Here is a 17,789-nt window from a genome sequence, read left to right as displayed (position 1 = left end):
CAAGACAACAATAACATCATGCAAAACAACGACGATATTTCCCTTAGCGTGCGCCTGGCCATGGAGCAGTACTTTCGCGATCTGGACGGCGAAGCGCCTGCTGCCATTTACGATATGGTGCTGGCGTGTGTGGAAAAACCGCTTTTGGAAGTCGTGCTGAACCACACGCAGGGTAACCAGACGCGGGCGGCCGAGCTGCTTGGCCTGAACCGCAACACCCTGCGCAAGAAGATGAAGGCCTACGACCTGATCTGACAGCCAAGCCACCCGTGCAAGCGGGTGGCTTTTGTTTTGCCTGAAACCTGTCGCACGGTGCGGCAGGCACTATAAAACCATGTGGCAGTGCACTGGCACTGCCGCTAACTCCCCTGCAAGGCAGGGGCGGGGGACGGGATCATTCAGCCAGGCCGTAGCGGCCCGTGCAGGCATACGCCGGCACAGCAGCACGGCCAGTATTTATCACGGCAAGGCAGTAGCCTGGCCACTGTTTTTTAGACTAGCGGTAGAGAACCATGACCAAGATCGAACGTGCGCTGATCAGCGTTTCCGACAAAACCGGTGTACTGGAGTTTGCCCGTGCCCTGGCGGGTTTCGGTGTAGAAATCCTGTCCACAGGCGGTACTTCCAAACTGCTGCGCGATGCCGGCGTGCCGGTAATTGACGTATCCGACTACACCGGCTTCCCGGAAATGCTCGATGGCCGTGTGAAAACCCTGCACCCGAAAGTACACGGCGGCATTCTGGGCCGTCGCGACCTGCCGGAACACGTGGCCACCATGCAAGAACACGGCATTGGCAACATCGATCTGGTGTGCGTGAACCTCTACCCGTTTGAAGCCACCATCGCCAAGGCCGACTGCCCGCTGGAAGACGCCATCGAGAACATCGATATCGGCGGCCCCACCATGGTGCGCTCCGCTGCTAAAAACTGGCAGCACGTGGCCATCGTTACCGACGCTGCAGACTACAGCGCGCTGGTAGCCGAAATGCAGGCCAACGCCGGCCAGCTGTCCAAGCTCACCCGCCTGAGCCTGTGCAAAAAGGCCTTCACCCACACCGCGGCCTACGATGGCGCCATCTCGAACTACCTGACCAGCCTGGCCGAAGGCGTAGACGCCGGCGTGCCGGACCGTGCCGCCTTCCCGGACCGCCTGAACGTGCAGTTCGTGAAAGTGCAGGACATGCGTTACGGCGAAAACCCGCACCAGTCCGCCGCCTTCTACCGCGACCTGGACCCGGCTGCCGGTACCATTGCCGGTTACCGCCAGCTGCAGGGTAAAGAGCTGTCGTACAACAATATCGCCGACGCCGACGCCGCCTGGGAAGCCGTGAAAACCTTCGACGCCCCGGCCTGTGTCATCGTGAAGCACGCCAACCCGTGCGGCGTGGCCATTGCTGCCGACACGCTTACCGCCTACCGTCTGGCGTTTGCTACCGATACCACCAGCGCGTTTGGCGGCATCATTGCCTTCAACCGCCCGGTGGACGCCGAAACCGTGGAAGCGGTAACCGGCCAGTTCCTGGAAGTGCTGATGGCACCGTCGTTTACCGATGAAGCCAAAGCCATCATCGCCGCCAAGAAAAACGTGCGCGTGCTGGAAGTACCGCTGCACGACGGCGCCAACCGTTTCGAACTGAAGCGCGTAGGCGGTGGTGTGCTGGTGCAAACCCCGGATATCCGAAACGTGGGCCTGGACGAGCTGCGCGTGGTAACCAAGCGTGCCCCGACCGAACAGGAAATGGCCGACCTGCTGTTCGCCTGGCGCGTGGCCAAGTACGTGAAGTCCAACGCCATCGTGTTCTGCAAAAACGGCCAGACTGCCGGTATCGGCGCCGGCCAGATGAGCCGTGTGGACTCCACCCGCATCGCCGCGCGCAAGGCACAAGACGCTGGCCTGGCGCTGCAGGGCGCCGTGGCCTCCAGCGATGCCTTCTTCCCGTTCCGCGACGGTATCGATGTGATCGCCGAGCAGGGCATCAAGGCCATCATCCAGCCGGGTGGCTCCATGCGTGACGACGAAGTGTTCGCCGCCGCCGACGAGCACGGCATTGCCATGGTGCTCACCGGCGTACGTCACTTCCGCCATTAAGCTTTTCTGCCGCAAGGTTGGCCGCGCTGTCCTTGCGGCCAACCTTGTAGAGGCAGTAGTTTTGATAAGAAACAGTTTTGTATTGAGCAGCCTGCTGCTGGTGGCAGCATCAGCACAGGCGCTGGAATGCGGTAGCAGTGATAGCTGGCTGGATAAAGGCTGTCGCCGCACCACCCAAGTGCTGAACGACGGCGAAACCGATATCTACGCCACCGGTTACGCCTACCATTTGCGCAGCATGTATAGCGCCGAGAAGATCAAGTCGTTCAACGAGCGCGCTTGGGGCGGCGGCGTGGGCAAAAGCCTGTACGACGAAGACGGCGACTGGCATGGCGTGTACGCCATGGCGTTTCTGGACTCGCACAAAGACGTGGAGCCCACTGCCGGCTATGCCTACCAGAAAATGGTGCCCATTGCGGGCGAGTGGAAGGTGGGGGCCGGTTTTACCGCCTTTCTCACCAGCCGTACCGATACCCTGAAAGGTTTGCCGGTACCGGTGGTGCTGCCGCTGGCGTCCTTGCAGTACCGCAAGAGCGCACTGATGGCGTCGTTCATGCCGGGGCCCAAAGGCAACGGTAATGTGTTTTTCCTGTTTGGCCGCATTCACTATTAACCTTGCGCGCTGCCGCAGGCAGCCGCACGACGACACCCATGTTTGAGGAAAGCAGATGAAAATCCTGGTAATCGGCTCTGGTGGCCGCGAACACGCACTGGCCTGGCGCATTGCCCAATCCCGCCGCGTGTCCAAAGTGTATGTGGCGCCGGGTAATGCGGGTACCGAGCTGGACCCGAATCTGACCAATGTGGCCATTACCGCCATCCCCGAGCTGGTAGCGTTTGCCCGTGACGAAAAAATCGAGCTGACGGTAGTCGGCCCCGAGGCGCCGCTAGCCGCCGGTGTGGTAGACGCCTTCCGTGCTGCCGGTCTGAAAATCTTCGGCCCCACACAGTACGCGGCGCAGCTGGAAAGCTCCAAGGACTTTGCCAAGGCCTTCATGCAGCGCCACGGTATCCCTACCGCCGGCTACGAAACCTTCAGCGACGCCGCTGCCGCCCACGACTACGTTGGCCGCAAGGGTGCGCCTATCGTGATCAAGGCCGACGGCCTGGCTGCCGGCAAGGGCGTGGTGGTAGCGATGACGCTGGACGAAGCGCACGCCGCCATCGACGACATGCTGGTAGGCAACAAGATGGGCGACGCCGGTGCGCGCGTGGTGATCGAGGACTTCCTGCAGGGCGAAGAAGCCAGCTTTATCGTGATGGTAGACGGCGACAACGTGCTGGCCATGGCCACCAGCCAGGACCACAAGCGCCTGCTGGACGGCGACAAGGGCCCCAACACCGGCGGCATGGGCGCGTACAGCCCGGCACCGGTGGTGACCCCGGAAATCCACGCCCGCGTGATGCGCGAAATCATCATGCCTACCGTGCGTGGCATGAAGGCCGACGGCCACACCTACACCGGCTTCCTGTACGCCGGCCTGATGATAGACGCCGACGGCAACCCGTTCACCATCGAGTTCAACTGCCGCTTTGGCGACCCGGAAACCCAGCCCATCATGGCGCGCCTGAAGTCCGACTTTACCGTGCTGCTGGAAGCCGGCGTGAACGGCAAGCTGGACACGGTAGAAGCCGATTGGGACCGCCGTGTGGCACTGGGCGTGGTACTGGCGGCTGATGGCTACCCGGAAGCCCCGCGCAAGGGCGACCTGATCAGCGGCATACCGGCGCACACCGAAGACACCATGACCTTCCACGCCGGCAGCACTTTCGATGCCGACAAGCAGCTGGTCACCAGCGGTGGCCGTGTGCTGTGCGTAGTGGGCCTGGGCGATAGCGTGAAGATGGCGCAGCAAAAAGCCTACGCCGTGGCAGACCAGATCCAGTTTGCCGGCAAGCAGCTGCGCCGCGATATCGGCGGCAAGGCGCTGAATCGCGCCAAGTAAGCCGCGTAACCGGCCCCGCCAACGGCACCGCAAGGTGCCGTTTTTTTATGCCTGTTTAACAGCGCGCCGGCTGTATTTGTCAGGCTTTGTTTGCCGTGCCCGCCAGATTGCCCTTCGCGCATCCTGTGACAGGCAAAACATGGCCTGCACAACGCCAAACCGATGGTGGCCACGCTGACGGCGATACTGGCGCCGCGAAAAACGCAGCGGGTGCCAGGTAGCTTACTGGCCGCGCCAGCCCCCGCGTTATGACCGCTGCTGTGCCTGGCAGCGCAGCCCGCCGAGCGGCCAAGAAAAATCGCAACTTGCCCTGCCACCCGGGCAGAAGCGCCTACACTGGTAACAAGGTGTTTGTTTCGGGAGCGTGCGCCATGAAGCAATTTCTATCGGTAAGCCTGTTCAGCGCTTGCCTTGGCCTGATACCGGCGCAGGCCGCCGACCCGGCGCACCTGAAGCTGCTGACCGAAGACTACCCGCCCTTCAATATGGCCGACGCCAGCGGCCGCATTACCGGGCTGTCTACCGAGATCGTGCACCAGCTATTGCAGCGCGCCGGTATCAGCCACGATATCGAGCTGTTGCCGTGGGTGCGCGCCTTCAATCGCGCCGTGCTGGAGCCCGGCACCTGCGTGTACTCCACCACGCGCACCGAGCAGCGCGAGCACCAGCTCAAATGGATAGGCCCCATCGTGGAAAACCCCTGGGTGTTGTACGCCCGTAGCGATAACAGAGCCGTGGTCACCACGCTGGAATCGGTGCGCCCTTACCGTTTGGGCGGTTATAGTGGCGACGCCATTGCGCAGTACCTGATCAGCAAGAATTTCGAGGTAGATTTAACGACAACCGACGCGCAAAACGTACGCAAGCTGGTGGCCGGGCGTATCGACTTCTGGGCTACCGGCAAATACAGCGGAGCTACGCTGGCTACCCGCGAAAAAGCAGCCGACATTCGCCCGGTGATGACCTTCAATACCACCTTCATGTACCTGGCGTGCCACCCGCGCATGGACGACCGCACCGTTGCCCTGCTCAACAGCACGCTAGACCGGATGCGCAAAGACGGCACTGTGGCTAAAATCACTGCCCGATACCATCAGGACTAGACGGAACCAAGCCACAGCGCGGCCGGTCTGTCCCCTTACCGAATTCCATAGCGCTGACCGTGAAAAAACCGTTTCCCCGCCTGCCGGCGCAGGCCCAGATAGACGCCGCCCGTGGCCGCTTTCGCGCCGGTGGCGTGCTGGCCTACGCTACCGAATCCTGCTTTGGCCTGGGCTGTGACCCGTTCAATGTACGTGCCATCCGCCGCATTCTGGCCATCAAGGCGCGCCCCACGCACAAAGGCCTGATCGTGATTGCGGCCAACCTGGAGCAGCTGCGCCCACTGATCCGCCCGCTCACCCCGGCGCAGCTGGCCACCGTGCAACGCTACTGGCCCGGCCCGTACACCTTTTTATTGCCGGCATCGCGCCGTGTGCCCACGCTGCTACGCGGGCGGCATGATAAAATTGCCGTTCGCATCAGCGCCCATGGCGAAGCCGCTGCGCTGTGCCAGGCGCTAGGCTCGCCGCTGGTGTCTACCTCGGCCAACCGCGCCGGGCAAAAGTCGCTGAAAACCGCACGCGCCTGTCGCCAGGCATTTGGCCGCGAACAGGTGCTGACGCTCAAAGGCCGCATCGGCAAGCGCCGCAAGCCTTCCACTATTATCGATCTCGACAGCGGGCGCGTACTGCGCTAGCGCTGCAAGGAGCCACGAGTGCAGGAAATTTCCATCCTTAGCCTGATCATGCACGCCAGCCTGCCAGTGCAGCTGGTGATGGCTGGCCTGGTGCTGCTGTCCCTGATGTCCTGGGGCATCATCTTCAACAAGATTGCCGTGCTGGGCCGCGCCCGCCGCGCCACGCAGGAGTTCGAGCAGCAGTTCTGGAGCGGCACCGACCTGAACAGCCTGTTCGAGAAAAACCGCGCCAACGGCGACGCCGTGGCCACCGAAAAGCTGTTCCAGGCCGGTTTTGCCGAGTTTCTGAAGCTGCGCCGCCAGCCTGGCGTCGATAGCTCCGACCAGCTGGACGGTGCCCGCCGCGCCATGCGCGCCGCTGCCCAGCGCGAGCTGGACGCGCTGGACCACCACAACAGCTTTCTGGCCACCGTCGGCTCGGTCAGCCCCTACATCGGCCTGTTCGGCACCGTGTGGGGCATCATGCACGCCTTTATCGGCCTGGGTAACGCCGGCCAGGCCACGCTGGCTACCGTGGCGCCGGGCATTGCCGAAGCGCTGATCGCCACCGCCATCGGCCTGTTTGCCGCCATCCCCGCCGTGGTGGCCTACAACCGCTTTGCCGCCGATGTGGACCGCTTGGCCGGCCGTTTTGACTCGTTCATGGAAGAGTTTTCCAACATCCTGCAGCGCCTGGCCGCCAAATAAGCCGGGCAGCTACCACGCAAAAGCCGCTATCCACAGATAGCGGCTTTTTGTTTGCCAAGCTTGGCCGCAAGCGCCGCTCAGGCCGCCTGCAGCTGGTCGATCAGCCGGTGCAGCGCGTCGGTTAGCGCGCGTACCGAGCCGGGCAGGTCCCAGTTATCGTCGCCCGGCTGCACCACGTTGGAGATGGCGCGCAGCTGCAGAAAGCGCTGCCCTTCCTGCAGGCAGACGTGGAAGAACGCCGCGCCCTCCATGTTTTCAATCTCCACCGCGCTGTTATCGATAAATGGCGCCATCGCCACGTTCAGCGACGCGCTGCGCGCCCTGCGCCAGCCACCGTCCGCCGGCAGGTGCGGGCAGGCCAGCGTGTGGCGGCGCTCGAAATCCATGTCCAGCGGCAAGTGCGCCAGGTGCACAAAGCCGTCCGGCGTGTGAAAGCCCAGGTCGGCCTCCACTTCGCTTTCCACCAGCACCACGTCGCCAATGGCCAGGTCGGCGTGCGGGTAGTAGCCGGCCACGCCGGCCAGAATCAGCCAGTGCGGCCGCCCGGTGTGCAGCGTTTTCAGTGTCTGGTAGGCGGTGGCGGTCAGCCCCACGCCGCTCACCAGCGTGGTAACGCCGTCGCGCTGGAACAGGCTGGCTTCGGTGGCAGTAGGAAACAGCACGGTGATCTGCATATGAGGTTGGCCGCAATAAAAGGGGATAGGCGATTCTAGCGCCCCCGCGCTGCGGCCAACAGCCACCACCGCGCTACAATGCCGCATGGCAGACATCAAATACCTAGCGGGCTACCCGCCGCACCTCATCGAACAAGTCGCCGGCCTGTTGCAGGCCGGCACGCTGGGCGCCTGGGTGGCCAGCCGCTACCCAGGCAGCCACGACATCCAGACCGACCGCGCGCTGTACGACTACGTTATCGAGCTGAAGCAGCGCTACATGAAAAACGCCGGCGCGCTGGCCAAGGTGGTGTACGACAACAACCTGCACCCGATGCGCGGCACGCTGGGCACCAACGCCTTTGTGTCGCGGGTGCAGGGCGGCAAACTCAAAAGCAAAAACGAAATCCGCATCGGGAGCCTGTTCCGCGACGCACCGGAAGCCTTCCTGCGCATGATCGTGGTACACGAGCTGGCCCACCTGAAGGTAAAAGACCACGACAAGGCGTTCTATCAGCTGTGCTGCCACATGGAGCCACACTACCACCAGCTGGAGTTCGACATGCGGCTATGGCTGCTGGCGCGCGAGGCGGAAGCGTAGCCGTTTGGTGCTTTGGTAGCCCGGATAAGCCGCAGGCGCATCCGGGGGAGGCCTACCTAGATTGCAACTTGAGCACAGGGTGAAAATGATGAGCGACGAGTTTCTTGCAAACGTTAAGGGCTTCAGCCGGACGTTCGTTATCCATTCCAACAATAATCCTTATATTGCTGCGGCTGCGATGGGAATGATGGCGGCTCGAAGCCAGGAGACAGGTCCTTTTTTTCGCGTCTCCGATTGTTTCATTCCGAATGTAGATAACTTTGCTATTGAGGAAAACAATATCGATTCTTCACCCAGCCAAATCGACGTAGATTTCAAAAATGATTGGGTGACGTACCTGCGATCTGTCGCTCTTCCTGCTTGCGACCTCAAGTACGAGGACTCCAGCAGCCCAGAACAAAACACCATACGCTATCTCAATGCATACGGCCGTATCCCAGCAATCAAGCCCCGCTCCATACATGAGTCTCGCGAACTTTTAATACCCCCGAGATATCAGTCAGATTACGGGCGTCTTGTCGCACTCATTCAAGCTGGTGGTGATCTCAAGCCATACCTTAGTCGCGATATCCTCAAGAAGAAGCGTTCTGACAAGAACGACGGTTTGCTAAACGCGTGGGGAATTCAACATCTGCATTTTCGTCCTGCTGGTACTGACCAACTATTGTTCTGCGTAATAGCGGAATCCGACGTGTTCATGATTCAGACGTTGCCTCACAATAAGGATCATCTCTGGGTCGATACACAACTTTTTCAAATTCTGCACGATAACTGGCCCAATCTGATCGCTTATGGAAAGCATAGTGGTTTACGCGCGGAAGATTTTCCAGCTGCCAAGCGCTCTTCACTGCGTGGCTACAATGCTAACTTTCCTATTACAGTTAGCGATGGCACCGTATATCTTCCGCCTACCGGTGGAACGGTTGCATCGGGTGACTCGAATGAGGATTGGGTCAACTGCGTTAAGATCTTCTCAGAGCTCGACTATTGGCAAAGCGTCATTACTCGGGAGGCTCTCGCAATTCGTACGGCACTTAATATGCCTGCTTCAAAAAAGCTGGTTGTTCATATGGCTTATGACTATCGTGTTTGCTGTTTTTACGAACCCACGCGTGCAATCCGACTCGGTGGGTTCGCCTCTTAACGACCTTCACGCCCGAGCTGTCGGTTTTCCTTCTTCTTACTTATTTGCCTATGTAATAGCCCATGCCTTGCCCACCGCAAAGGTTGGCCGCACCATGTTTGCACTTGGTTGCTGATTCCCCCCGGATACGCCTGCGGCTTATCCGGGCTACGGCTCGGGTGTGCACCACGTGCACTGTTGCCCAACCACCCGCGTCACCGCCCAAACAAAAAACGCCCCGTCTCGACGGGGCGTTTTGCGTGTGGCGCGGCCGGGTTGGCCGCAGGCTTACAGGCCGGCGTTGGCGTGGCGGTAGCGGCGGATCAGCGCTTTGGTGGAGCTGTCGTGCGGGGCGTCGTCCAGCTTGCCGGCCAGCTCGGCGTGGATGGTTTTGGCCAGCTGTTTGCCCAGCTCCACGCCCCATTGGTCGAAGCTGTTGATGCCCCAGATCACGCCTTGCACGAAGATCTTGTGTTCGTACAGCGCAATCAGGCTGCCCAGGTTGCGTGGGTCCAGGCGGTCCATCAGCAGGGTGTTGGTGGGGCGGTTGCCGCCAAACACCTTGTGCGGCACCAGCGCTTCCAGTGCGTCGCCTTTCAGGCCCTGTGCGGCCAACTCTTCGCGTACTTCTTCGGCGGTTTTGCCGCGCATGAAGGCTTCGGCCTGGGCAAACACGTTGGCCAGCAGGATTTCGTGGTGGCCGGGCAGGCTGGAGCTGTTTTGCAGCGAGCAGATCAGATCGATAGGCGAGATGTGGGTGCCCTGGTGCAGCAGCTGGAAGAAGGCGTGCTGGCCGTTGATGCCGGTTTCACCCCAGATGATGGGCGCGGTTTCAAAGTCTACCGGGCTGCCGTCCAGACAGGTCTGCTTGCCGTTGGATTCCATGTCCAGCTGCTGGATGAAGGCGGGCAGGCGGTGCAGGTACTGGTCGTACGGGGCGATGACGTGGCTGCCGCCGCCGTAGTAGTTGATGTACCAGATGCCGATCATGGCCAGCAGCACCGGCATGTTCTGTTCGAACGAGGCGTTGGCGAAGTGCTGGTCCATGATGTGGGCGCCGTTCAGCAGCTCGGTGAAGTTCTCTTCGCCCAGGTACAGCATGATGGGCAGGCCGATGGCGGACCACAGGCTGTAGCGGCCGCCGACCCAGTCCCAGAATTCGAACATATTGGCCGGGTCGATACCGAATTCGGCCACGGCTTTCTTGTTGGTGGACACCGCTACAAAGTGCTTGGCCACTGCTTTTTCGTCACGCGCGCGGGCCACGAACCATTCGCGGGCGGTCAGCGCGTTGGTCAGCGTTTCCTGGGTGGTGAAGGTTTTGGATTCCACGATGAACAGGGTGGTTTCCGGGTGGACTTTCTTCAGCGTTTCTTTGAGCTGTGCGCCGTCCACGTTGGACACAAAGTGCATGTTCATGCGCGGGTGGCCAAACGGCTTGAGCGCGCTGCACACCATCAGCGGGCCCAGGTCGCTGCCGCCAATGCCGATGCTGACCACGTCGGTAATGGGCTGGTGGGTGTAGCCCAGCCATTCGCCGCTGCGGATGGCGTGGCAGAACTTGCCCATGCGCGCCAGTACCGAGTTCACCTTGGGCATCACGTCTTCGCCGTCTACCAGGATGGGCGAGTTGGTGCGGTTGCGCAGCGCCACGTGCAGCACGGCACGGTTTTCGGTGCTGTTGATCTTTTCGCCCTTGAACATGGCCTTGAGCTTGGCCGGCAGGCCGGCTTCGCGCGCCAGTTGCATCAGGCCGGCCAGTGTTTCGTCGGTGATGCGGTTTTTGGAGTAGTCCAGGAACAGGCCGCCCACTTCCAGCGCGTAGCGTTCGGCACGCTGCGGGTCGCTGGCAAACAGGTCACGCATATGGTGATGTTTGGCGTCGGCAAAGTGGTCCCACAGGGCTTGCCAGGCGGGGAGCTGGGTGAGGGCGCTCATGTTTTCTCCAGGTTCTGTGTGGCTGCGGCCAACGTGGGGCGCAGCTTATTCGTCGTCGTTGTCGTTGCGCAGCCGTTTTTGCCTCAGGCTGCGTTTGGCTTTTTCCAGTTGCGTGGCGAGGCCAGGGCCGCGTTTGAGCGCCACGCCCACGGTCAGGATGTCGATCAGCACCAGGTGCAGGATGCGGCTGAGCATCGGGCTGTAGGTTTCGTTGTCTTCCGGCGAGTCCACTTCCAGCGTCACGGTGGCGCGTTCGGCCAGCGGCGTGCCCGGCACGGTGATGGCAATGACCTTGGCGCCGCTTTCCAGCGCGGCGTTGACGGCGTCCATCAGCTCGCGCGAGCGGCCGGAGCTGGAAATGGCCACCAGCACGTCGTCCGGCGTCAGCAGCGTGGCGGCCATGATCTGGATGTGGCTGTCGGCGTACGCTACGGTAGGGATACCGAAGCGGAAGAACTTGTGCTGGGCGTCGGCGGCGATGATGCCGGAGTTGCCCAGGCCGTAAAACTCGATGCGGCGGGCGTGCGACAGCAGGTCTACCGCAGCGTCTACCGCCTGCGGGTTCACGTCGTTACGGCACTTCAGCAGCGCGGTGACGGTGTTGTCGAACACCTTGGCGGTGATTTCCGACACCGGGTCTTCCGGGCGCACACTGGAGTGCACGTAGGGCACGCCGCCTACCAGGGTGCCGGCCAGCTTGAGCTTGAAGTCGGACAGGCCGGAAAAGCCCATGCTGCGGCAGAAGCGGATCACCGTGGGCTGGCTGACACCGGCGCTGGCGGCAATGTCGGACACCGCCGACTGCATCACGGTATACGGCTGCGCCAGCACTTGCTCGGCTACCCGGCGTTCGGCGCCGGACAGTTTATCCAGGTCGCTGCGGATTTTCTCAAGCATCGTGCTCTCCCAGGTGGCTGCGCAGTGCGGCACGCACGCCGGTTAGCGCGGGGTAGGGGCTGTGGATCACATACACCGGCATGGCACCGGTGTAGGCGGCAAAGCGGCCGGTAGCCTCGAAGCGGGCACGGAAGGCGGAGCGGGCAAAGAACTCGCCCAGGCGTGGCACCACGCCGCCGCCAATGTACACGCCGCCGACGGCGCCCAGCGTCAGCGCCAGGTTGGCCGCAGCGCTGCCCAGCATGGCGCAGAACAGCTCCAGCACGCGCACGCAGCGCGCATCGCGGCCGGACAGGCCGCGTTCGCTGATCTGCGCGGCCGACAGCTGGCCGGCGGCTTCACCCGCCTGCACGCTGAGGGCGTCGTGAATCAGCTCCAGGCCGGGGCCGGACAAAAAGCGTTCGGCGGAAACGTGCTCGCCAAAGCGGGTCTGCGCGTAGCGCAGCAGCGCAGCTTCGTCGTCGTTCAGCGGCGAAAACGCCACGTGGCCGCCTTCGCCGGCAATAGCCACCCAGTCGCTGCCTGCCGGCAGCAGGCCGGATACGCCCAGGCCGGTACCGGCGCCGATCAGCGCCTTGGCGCCGGGTTTGGCCTCGCCGCCGCCCACTTGCACCAGCTCGTCGGCCGGCAGGTGCGGCAGCGATAGCGCCAGTGCGGTGAAGTCGTTCAGCACCAGCAGGGTGTGCAGGCCCAGCGCTTGGCGGGTTTCCTCGATGGAAAACGACCAGTGGTGGTTGGTCATCTGCACGCGGTCGCCGTTTACCGGGTTGGCAATGCCGATGGCAGCGTGGTGCACCGCGCGGGTATGGGCGCCTTCCAGGTAGCTGCGCATGGCGTCGGCCAGCGTGGCGTAGCTGTTGCACGGCAGCACGTCGATGTCTTCAATCACGCCGGGGCCGGTTTCCAGCGCAAAGCGTGCATTGGTGCCGCCGATGTCGGCGAGCAGGCGCGGATAGGGATTAGGCTGCCCAGTAGACATGAAGCGGTTTCTCCGAAGGCTGCAGCAGGTAGCTGATGGGGTAGGTGTCGTTGACGCCTTGCAGGGCGGTGTCCAGCACGGCGCGTTTATTCGCACCGGCAATGGCCAGGTACAGCTTGCCGCTACGGCGCAGCTCGGCCAGCGTCATGCTGATGCGGGTATGCGGCGCGGCGGGGGGCACCACGGTGAGCAGGGCGTGCGGGTTGGCCGCATCCAGCCCGGCGGCTAGTTGCGCGGCAGCAGGGAAGAGCGAGGCGGTGTGGCCGTCGTCGCCCATGCCCAGTACCACCACGTCCGGCGTTTGCCACAGCGTGTGCGCGGTGGCCAGTTCTTGCTCGGGGTTGGCCGCGCTGTTGACCAGCGGCAGGAAGGCGGCTACGGCGGCCGGGCCTTGCAGCAAGTGCTGGCGTACCAGGCCGGCGTTGCTGTCGGCGTGTTCGGGCGGTACCACGCGTTCGTCTACCAGGGTAATCGTGACGCGGCCCCAGTTCAGCTGCGCTTGTGCCAGCGCCTGGAAAAACGGCACCGGCGAGCGGCCGCCGGAAACCGCCAGCGTGGCACGGCCACGGGCTTCGATGGCGGCAGCCAGGTCGGCGGCTACCGCCTGGGCCAGGGCCGCACTCGCGTCGGCGGCCTGGGAAAATTCATTCAGATGCATCTCTGTATCGTCCATGCAGGGGTCGTCTTGCGGCGACCTGGTCGGCCCGGTGGTCCGGGCTCGAAAGCTATGCTGGCGGCGCTCATGCGTGTCGGGGTGGGGCATGAGCGCCGCCGGGGTACTACCCGGCAGAGCCGGTGGCAAGCTTGGCCGCAGCGCGGTGGCCGGGCCAGCCTTATACCTTGATTAACATTCTTCGTGCCAGCTGATGCCGTCACGGCTCAGCAGCGCGCTGGAAGCAGCAGGGCCCCAGGTGCCGGCGGTGTACTGTTTGGGCGGGATGGTGCTGCGCGCCCAGTTGTCCATGATGGGTTCCACCCAGCGCCAGGCTTCTACCAGCTCGTCGCGGCGCATGAACAGCGCCAGCTTGCCACGGATCACGTCCAGCAGCAGGCGCTCGTAGGCGTCGGCACGGCGTGCCTTGAACGATTCGTGGAAGTCCAGGTTCAGGTGTACCGGCTGCAGGCGCTGGGTGTCGCCCGGCTCCTTGGACAGAAAGTACAGGCGGATGCTTTCTTCCGGCTGCAGACGGATCACCAGGCGGTTGGCGGTGTTCTGGCCGGTAGGGCTGGCAAACAGGTGGTGCGGTACGTCGCGGAAGTTGATGACGATTTCTGCCAGGCGTTCCTGCATGCGCTTGCCGGTGCGCAGGAAGAACGGTACGCCGGCCCAGCGCCAGTTGTCGATTTCGGCCTTGATGGCGACGAAGGTTTCGGTTTGGCTACCGGCCGGGATGCCTTGTTCCTGCAGATAACCGGTCACCGGCTGGCCGGCCACGGCACCGGCTTTGTACTGGCCGCGCACGGTTTTGCTGGCAACGTCTTGCTCGGTAAACGGGCGCAGCGCTTTCAGCACTTTCAGTTTTTCGTCGCGTACCGCGTCGGCGCCCAGGTTGGCCGGCGGCTCCATGGTGACGATGCACAGCAGCTGCAGCAGGTGGTTTTGCACCATGTCGCGTAGCGCGCCGGTGTCGTCGTAAAAGTCGCCACGCGTGCCCACGCCCAGGTCTTCGGCAATGGTGATCTGCACGTCGTGAATCCACTCGCGGCGCCACAGCGGCTCGAACAGCGCATTGGCAAAGCGGATAGCCAGCAGGTTCTGTACCGATTCCTTACCCAGGTAGTGGTCGATACGGTACAGCTGCTCTTCCTTGAAGTGGCGTGCCACCGCTTCGTTGATCTCGTTGGACGAATCCAGGTCGTGGCCCAGCGGTTTTTCCAGTACCACGCGTACCTGGTCGTGGTTTAGCCCGACAGCGGCCAGGTTGTCGCAAATGCCTTCAAACAGGTCGGGTGCGGTGGCCAGATAGCATACGGTTACGCGCTCGCCGCCGGCTTTGACGGCCTCGGCCAGCGCCGGGTAGTGTTCCGGGGTGGCAGCGTCTACTTTCAGGTACTGCACGCGGGCGAGAAAGCTGTTCCAGGCTTCGGCGGAGAAGTGTTCCTTCACGTGCACACGCGCGCTCTTTTCTACCATGGCCAGGTAGTCGTCACGGCTCATGTCGCGGCGGCCCAGCGCCAGGATACGGCCGGCTTCGTGCAGCAGGCCGGCAGCATGCGCCTGGTAAAGCGACGGCAGCAGCTTGCGCATGACCAAGTCGCCAGTGCCCCCGAATAGCACCATATCGAATGCCGGGGTGTGCAGGGTTGCGTTCTCCATCCTGATTATTCTCGCCCAAGGTTGTGATGTAGTTATATTACCAAACGCTGCTCGCTTGTCTACGTCGATTGTAGGGCAGGCTTGCTGGCGATTTTTATTGTTGCTGCTGGCCAACACTTACATAACTTTATGATAATAAAAAGATAAGTTGGATTTTTGAGAAAATAAAGCGGCTTTTTGTCGTGTAGCGCCTTGCAAACAGACTGTAGTAAAACTACCATTCAAGCACCTTCATCAGGGCCGATACCAATGAGTCTGCACCCCGTTCTGCACGCTGTTACCCAGCGCATCATCGAACGCAGCCGCGACACCCGCGCTGCTTACCTGGCCGGTAGCCAAGCCGCCATGCGCCAGGGCAAGGTCGAGCGTTCCCAGCTGTCCTGTACCAATCTGGCGCACGCCTTTGCTGCCATGCCGGACGGCATCAAGATTCATCTGAAAGAAGCGGCCCGCCCCAATCTGGCCATTGTGTCGGCTTATAACGACATGCTGTCGGCGCATCAGCCGCTGGAAACTTTCCCCGCCATCATCAAGGCCGAGGCTTTGAAAGTGGGCGCCACCGCCCAGTTTGCCGGCGGCGTGCCGGCGATGTGCGATGGCGTGACCCAGGGCTTCGAGGGCATGGAGCTCAGTTTGTTCTCGCGCGATGTGATTGCCATGAGTACCGCTATCGCGCTGAGCCACCAGATGTTCGACGCCGCGCTGTACCTGGGTGTGTGCGACAAGATCGTGCCCGGCCTGCTGATCGGCGCGTTGGCCTTTGGCCACCTGCCGGCGGTATTCGTGCCGGCCGGCCCGATGACTACCGGTATCGCCAACGACGAAAAAGCCAAGGTGCGCCAGCTGTACGCCGAAGGCAAGGTTGGCCGCGACGCGCTGCTGGAGTCCGAAATGGCCTCCTACCACGGCCCCGGCACCTGCACCTTCTACGGCACCGCCAACAGTAACCAGATGCTGATGGAAGTGATGGGCCTGCACCTGCCGGGTGCCGCCTTTGTCAACCCGAATACCCCGCTGCGCGACGCGCTGACGCGCCGTGCCGCCCGTGTGGCTGCCGAGATTTCGGCCCAGGGCAGCCGCTTCACCCCGATTTGCGAGGTGATCGACGAGAAAGCCATCGTCAACGGCATCGTCGGCCTGCTGGCCACCGGCGGCTCTACCAACCACACCCTGCACATCAATGCCATCGCCCGCGCGGCCGGCATCAACGTGAACTGGGACGATTTCGATGAACTGTCGGCCGTGGTGCCGCTAATCGTGCGCGCCTACCCCAACGGCAAGGCCGACGTGAACCACTTCCACGCCGCCGGCGGCATGGGTTATGTGATCCGCGAACTGCTGGACGCCGGCCTGCTACACGACGACGTGACCACCATCATGGGCCGTGGCCTGCGCGCCCACAGCCAGGAAGCCTGGCTGCAAGACGGCGAGGCCGCCTTCCGCGACGCGCCGGCGGTGTCCGGCGACGATGGCGTGCTGCGCCCGGCGGCCAACCCGTTCTCGGCCGATGGTGGCCTGAAAGTGCTGACCGGCAACATCGGCCGCGCCGTGATCAAGGTGTCGGCGGTGAAGGCCGAGCACCGCGTGGTAGAAGCGCCGGCGGTGGTGTTTCACGACCAGAACGAACTGCTGGCGGCGTTCAAACGCGGCGAGCTGGAAAAAGACTTTGTGGCGGTGATCCGCTTCCAGGGGCCGCGCGCCAACGGCATGCCGGAACTGCACAAGCTGACGCCGCCGCTGGGTGTGCTGCAGGAGCGCGGCTTCAAGGTGGCGCTGGTGACCGACGGCCGCATGTCCGGCGCGTCCGGCAAGGTGCCGGCCGCCATCCACGTGTCGCCGGAAGCGCTGCTGGGCGGCGATATCGGCAAGGTACGCAATGGCGACCTGGTGCGCCTGGACGCCAATACCGGCGAGCTGAGCATCCTGGTGAACGCGGCCCAATGGGCAAGCCGCGAACACGTGCAGATTGACCTGAGCGCCAACCAGCACGGTGTGGGCCGCGACCTGTTTGCCGGTTTCCGCCAGCTGGCCACCGCTGCCGAAGATGGCGCCATGAGCTTTGCCCACCCGCTGTGGGCGGGCCGCTAAGCGCCTGAGCCCACTGCCGTGCGGCGGTGGGCTATAAACACTGCATCGATTATTTACCGGGTTGGCCGCGGCCAACCCTAGCAAAGGACACACAATGGACGCACTGTCTCTGCTTCGCCAAGGCCCGGTAGTACCGGTTATCGTGGTCAACGACGCCGCCGTGGCGGTAGACCTGGCGCACGCGCTGGTTGCCGGCGGCATCCGTACGCTGGAAATCACCCTGCGCACCAAGGCCGCGCTGGCTGCCATGCGCCGCATTCGTGACGAGGTACCCGACGCGCTGGTGGGCGCCGGTACCGTGCGTACCCGTGCCCATCTGGAAGCCGCGCTGGATGCCGGTGCCCAGTTCGGCATCAGCCCGGGCCTGACCGCCGAGCTGGCCGCTGCCGCCCGCGCCTCGGGCGTGCCGTTCATCCCCGGTATTGCCACCCCGTCCGAAGCCATGCACGCGCAGGACGAGGGCTTCCATATCCTGAAGCTGTTCCCGGCCGAAGCCGTGGGTGGCGTGAAGCTGCTGAAGTCGCTGGCCGGCCCGCTGCCGGAGCTGCGTTTCTGCCCCACCGGTGGTATCGATGTGAACAGCGCGCCAAGCTATCTGGCGCTGCCCAATGTGCTGGCTGTCGGTGGCAGCTGGCTGACCCCGGACGACGCCATCGCGGCGCAGGACTGGGACCGTATCACTGCACTGGCCCGCGCGGCCAGCGCGCTGGTGGTACGCTAGGCATAGCCAGG

The 17,789-nt window shown here is 62.9% G+C and carries 17 protein-coding genes; 11 read left to right on the top strand and 6 right to left on the bottom strand.

Translation table 11 applies throughout. The features are described 5' to 3' along the window. Nucleotides 1-18 precede the first annotated feature (18 nt). The 7 genes from LCH97_RS11770 to tolQ all read left to right on the top strand — a co-directional run bounded on the left by LCH97_RS11770 (nt 19) and on the right by tolQ (nt 6,461). Entirely contained in the window at nt 19-255 is a 237-nt protein-coding gene (locus tag LCH97_RS11770) for a helix-turn-helix domain-containing protein (protein WP_017507566.1), read from the top strand. Nucleotides 256-512: 257 nt separating this feature from the next. Then, nucleotides 513-2,090: a bifunctional phosphoribosylaminoimidazolecarboxamide formyltransferase/IMP cyclohydrolase gene (purH, locus tag LCH97_RS11765; protein ID WP_227301854.1), complete on the top strand. Its 1,578-nt coding sequence runs from the start codon at nt 513-515 to the stop codon at nt 2,088-2,090. Between the two features lie 82 nt (nt 2,091-2,172). Further along, nucleotides 2,173-2,703, top strand: a complete 531-nt coding sequence (pagP, locus tag LCH97_RS11760) for a lipid IV(A) palmitoyltransferase PagP (RefSeq protein ID WP_255619206.1) — start codon at nt 2,173-2,175, stop codon at nt 2,701-2,703. 55 nt (nt 2,704-2,758) lie between these two features. Continuing rightward, on the top strand, nt 2,759-4,036 hold the full coding sequence (gene purD / locus LCH97_RS11755) for a phosphoribosylamine--glycine ligase (RefSeq protein WP_017507563.1): 1,278 nt from the start codon (nt 2,759-2,761) through the stop codon (nt 4,034-4,036). A gap of 371 nt (nt 4,037-4,407) precedes the next feature. After that, complete coding sequence (locus tag LCH97_RS11750) at nt 4,408-5,139, top strand: ABC transporter substrate-binding protein (protein ID WP_227301852.1); 732 nt, start codon at nt 4,408-4,410, stop codon at nt 5,137-5,139. A 59-nt stretch (nt 5,140-5,198) separates the two neighbouring features. Then, nucleotides 5,199-5,774: an L-threonylcarbamoyladenylate synthase gene (locus LCH97_RS11745; RefSeq protein WP_227301851.1), complete on the top strand. Its 576-nt coding sequence runs from the start codon at nt 5,199-5,201 to the stop codon at nt 5,772-5,774. 27 nt (nt 5,775-5,801) lie between these two features. Continuing rightward, nucleotides 5,802-6,461, top strand: a complete 660-nt coding sequence (tolQ, locus tag LCH97_RS11740; protein ID WP_370630732.1) for a protein TolQ — start codon at nt 5,802-5,804, stop codon at nt 6,459-6,461. 77 nt (nt 6,462-6,538) lie between these two features. On the opposite strand, the gene LCH97_RS11735 is transcribed toward tolQ, so the two are convergent. Beyond that, entirely contained in the window at nt 6,539-7,123 is a 585-nt protein-coding gene (locus LCH97_RS11735; RefSeq protein WP_227301849.1) for a purine phosphorylase, read from the bottom strand. 97 nt (nt 7,124-7,220) lie between these two features. On the opposite strand from LCH97_RS11735, the gene LCH97_RS11730 reads away from it, so the two are divergent. Together LCH97_RS11730 and LCH97_RS11725 are read left to right on the top strand one after the other, a co-directional pair. After that, entirely contained in the window at nt 7,221-7,715 is a 495-nt protein-coding gene (locus LCH97_RS11730) for a M48 family metallopeptidase (protein WP_227301848.1), read from the top strand. Between the two features lie 88 nt (nt 7,716-7,803). Continuing rightward, nucleotides 7,804-8,859 (top strand): hypothetical protein, encoded by a 1,056-nt coding sequence (locus LCH97_RS11725; RefSeq protein ID WP_227301847.1) that lies wholly within the window; start codon nt 7,804-7,806, stop codon nt 8,857-8,859. Nucleotides 8,860-9,126: 267 nt separating this feature from the next. Here LCH97_RS11725 and pgi read toward each other — a convergent pair whose 3' ends face one another. The 5 genes from pgi to zwf form a co-directional block, all read right to left on the bottom strand. Continuing rightward, on the bottom strand, nt 9,127-10,776 hold the full coding sequence (pgi, locus tag LCH97_RS11720; RefSeq protein ID WP_227301846.1) for a glucose-6-phosphate isomerase: 1,650 nt from the start codon (nt 10,774-10,776) through the stop codon (nt 9,127-9,129). Nucleotides 10,777-10,821: 45 nt separating this feature from the next. After that, nucleotides 10,822-11,673 carry a transcriptional regulator HexR gene (gene hexR, locus LCH97_RS11715; RefSeq protein WP_227301845.1) on the bottom strand — a complete coding sequence of 284 codons (852 nt, stop codon included), beginning with the start codon at nt 11,671-11,673 and terminating at the stop codon, nt 10,822-10,824. Further along, complete coding sequence (locus LCH97_RS11710) at nt 11,666-12,652, bottom strand: glucokinase (protein ID WP_227301844.1); 987 nt, start codon at nt 12,650-12,652, stop codon at nt 11,666-11,668. Before LCH97_RS11710 ends, hexR begins: the two co-directional genes overlap by 8 nt. Further along, a complete protein-coding gene (gene pgl, locus LCH97_RS11705; protein WP_227301843.1) occupies nt 12,633-13,310 on the bottom strand; it encodes a 6-phosphogluconolactonase in 678 nt (225 codons plus the stop codon). The genes LCH97_RS11710 and pgl overlap by 20 nt, the downstream gene beginning before the upstream one ends. Before the next feature lie 186 nt (nt 13,311-13,496). Beyond that, the gene (gene zwf / locus LCH97_RS11700) at nt 13,497-14,969 is read right to left on the bottom strand and encodes a glucose-6-phosphate dehydrogenase (protein WP_227301842.1); all 1,473 of its coding nucleotides are present in this window, start codon (nt 14,967-14,969) and stop codon (nt 13,497-13,499) included. Between the two features lie 249 nt (nt 14,970-15,218). Here zwf and edd point away from each other — a divergent pair, with 249 nt between their 5' ends. Together edd and LCH97_RS11690 are read left to right on the top strand one after the other, a co-directional pair. After that, nucleotides 15,219-17,057: a phosphogluconate dehydratase gene (gene edd, locus LCH97_RS11695; RefSeq protein WP_227301841.1), complete on the top strand. Its 1,839-nt coding sequence runs from the start codon at nt 15,219-15,221 to the stop codon at nt 17,055-17,057. A 94-nt stretch (nt 17,058-17,151) separates the two neighbouring features. Next, on the top strand, nt 17,152-17,778 hold the full coding sequence (locus LCH97_RS11690; protein WP_227301840.1) for a bifunctional 4-hydroxy-2-oxoglutarate aldolase/2-dehydro-3-deoxy-phosphogluconate aldolase: 627 nt from the start codon (nt 17,152-17,154) through the stop codon (nt 17,776-17,778). Nucleotides 17,779-17,789 lie beyond the last annotated feature (11 nt).

This window comes from Vogesella sp. XCS3 (genome assembly GCF_020616155.1).
In the GTDB taxonomy this organism is placed as follows: Bacteria; Pseudomonadota; Gammaproteobacteria; order Burkholderiales; family Chromobacteriaceae; genus Vogesella.
This window is presented reverse-complemented; position numbering and strand designations above follow the sequence as displayed.

Bases quoted from the DNA above. Each gene is read 5' to 3' on its own strand.
- zwf (WP_227301842.1), bottom strand. From the start codon at position 14,969: ATGGAGAACGCAACCCTGCACACCCCGGCATTCGATATGGTGCTATTC.
- LCH97_RS11770 (WP_017507566.1), top strand. From the start codon at position 19: ATGCAAAACAACGACGATATTTCCCTTAGCGTGCGCCTGGCCATGGAG.
- hexR (WP_227301845.1), bottom strand. From the start codon at position 11,673: ATGCTTGAGAAAATCCGCAGCGACCTGGATAAACTGTCCGGCGCCGAA.
- LCH97_RS11710 (WP_227301844.1), bottom strand. From the start codon at position 12,652: ATGTCTACTGGGCAGCCTAATCCCTATCCGCGCCTGCTCGCCGACATC.
- LCH97_RS11730 (WP_227301848.1), top strand. From the start codon at position 7,221: ATGGCAGACATCAAATACCTAGCGGGCTACCCGCCGCACCTCATCGAA.
- pgl (WP_227301843.1), bottom strand. From the start codon at position 13,310: ATGCATCTGAATGAATTTTCCCAGGCCGCCGACGCGAGTGCGGCCCTG.
- LCH97_RS11725 (WP_227301847.1), top strand. From the start codon at position 7,804: ATGAGCGACGAGTTTCTTGCAAACGTTAAGGGCTTCAGCCGGACGTTC.
- edd (WP_227301841.1), top strand. From the start codon at position 15,219: ATGAGTCTGCACCCCGTTCTGCACGCTGTTACCCAGCGCATCATCGAA.
- purD (WP_017507563.1), top strand. From the start codon at position 2,759: ATGAAAATCCTGGTAATCGGCTCTGGTGGCCGCGAACACGCACTGGCC.
- purH (WP_227301854.1), top strand. From the start codon at position 513: ATGACCAAGATCGAACGTGCGCTGATCAGCGTTTCCGACAAAACCGGT.
- pgi (WP_227301846.1), bottom strand. From the start codon at position 10,776: ATGAGCGCCCTCACCCAGCTCCCCGCCTGGCAAGCCCTGTGGGACCAC.
- LCH97_RS11750 (WP_227301852.1), top strand. From the start codon at position 4,408: ATGAAGCAATTTCTATCGGTAAGCCTGTTCAGCGCTTGCCTTGGCCTG.
- LCH97_RS11690 (WP_227301840.1), top strand. From the start codon at position 17,152: ATGGACGCACTGTCTCTGCTTCGCCAAGGCCCGGTAGTACCGGTTATC.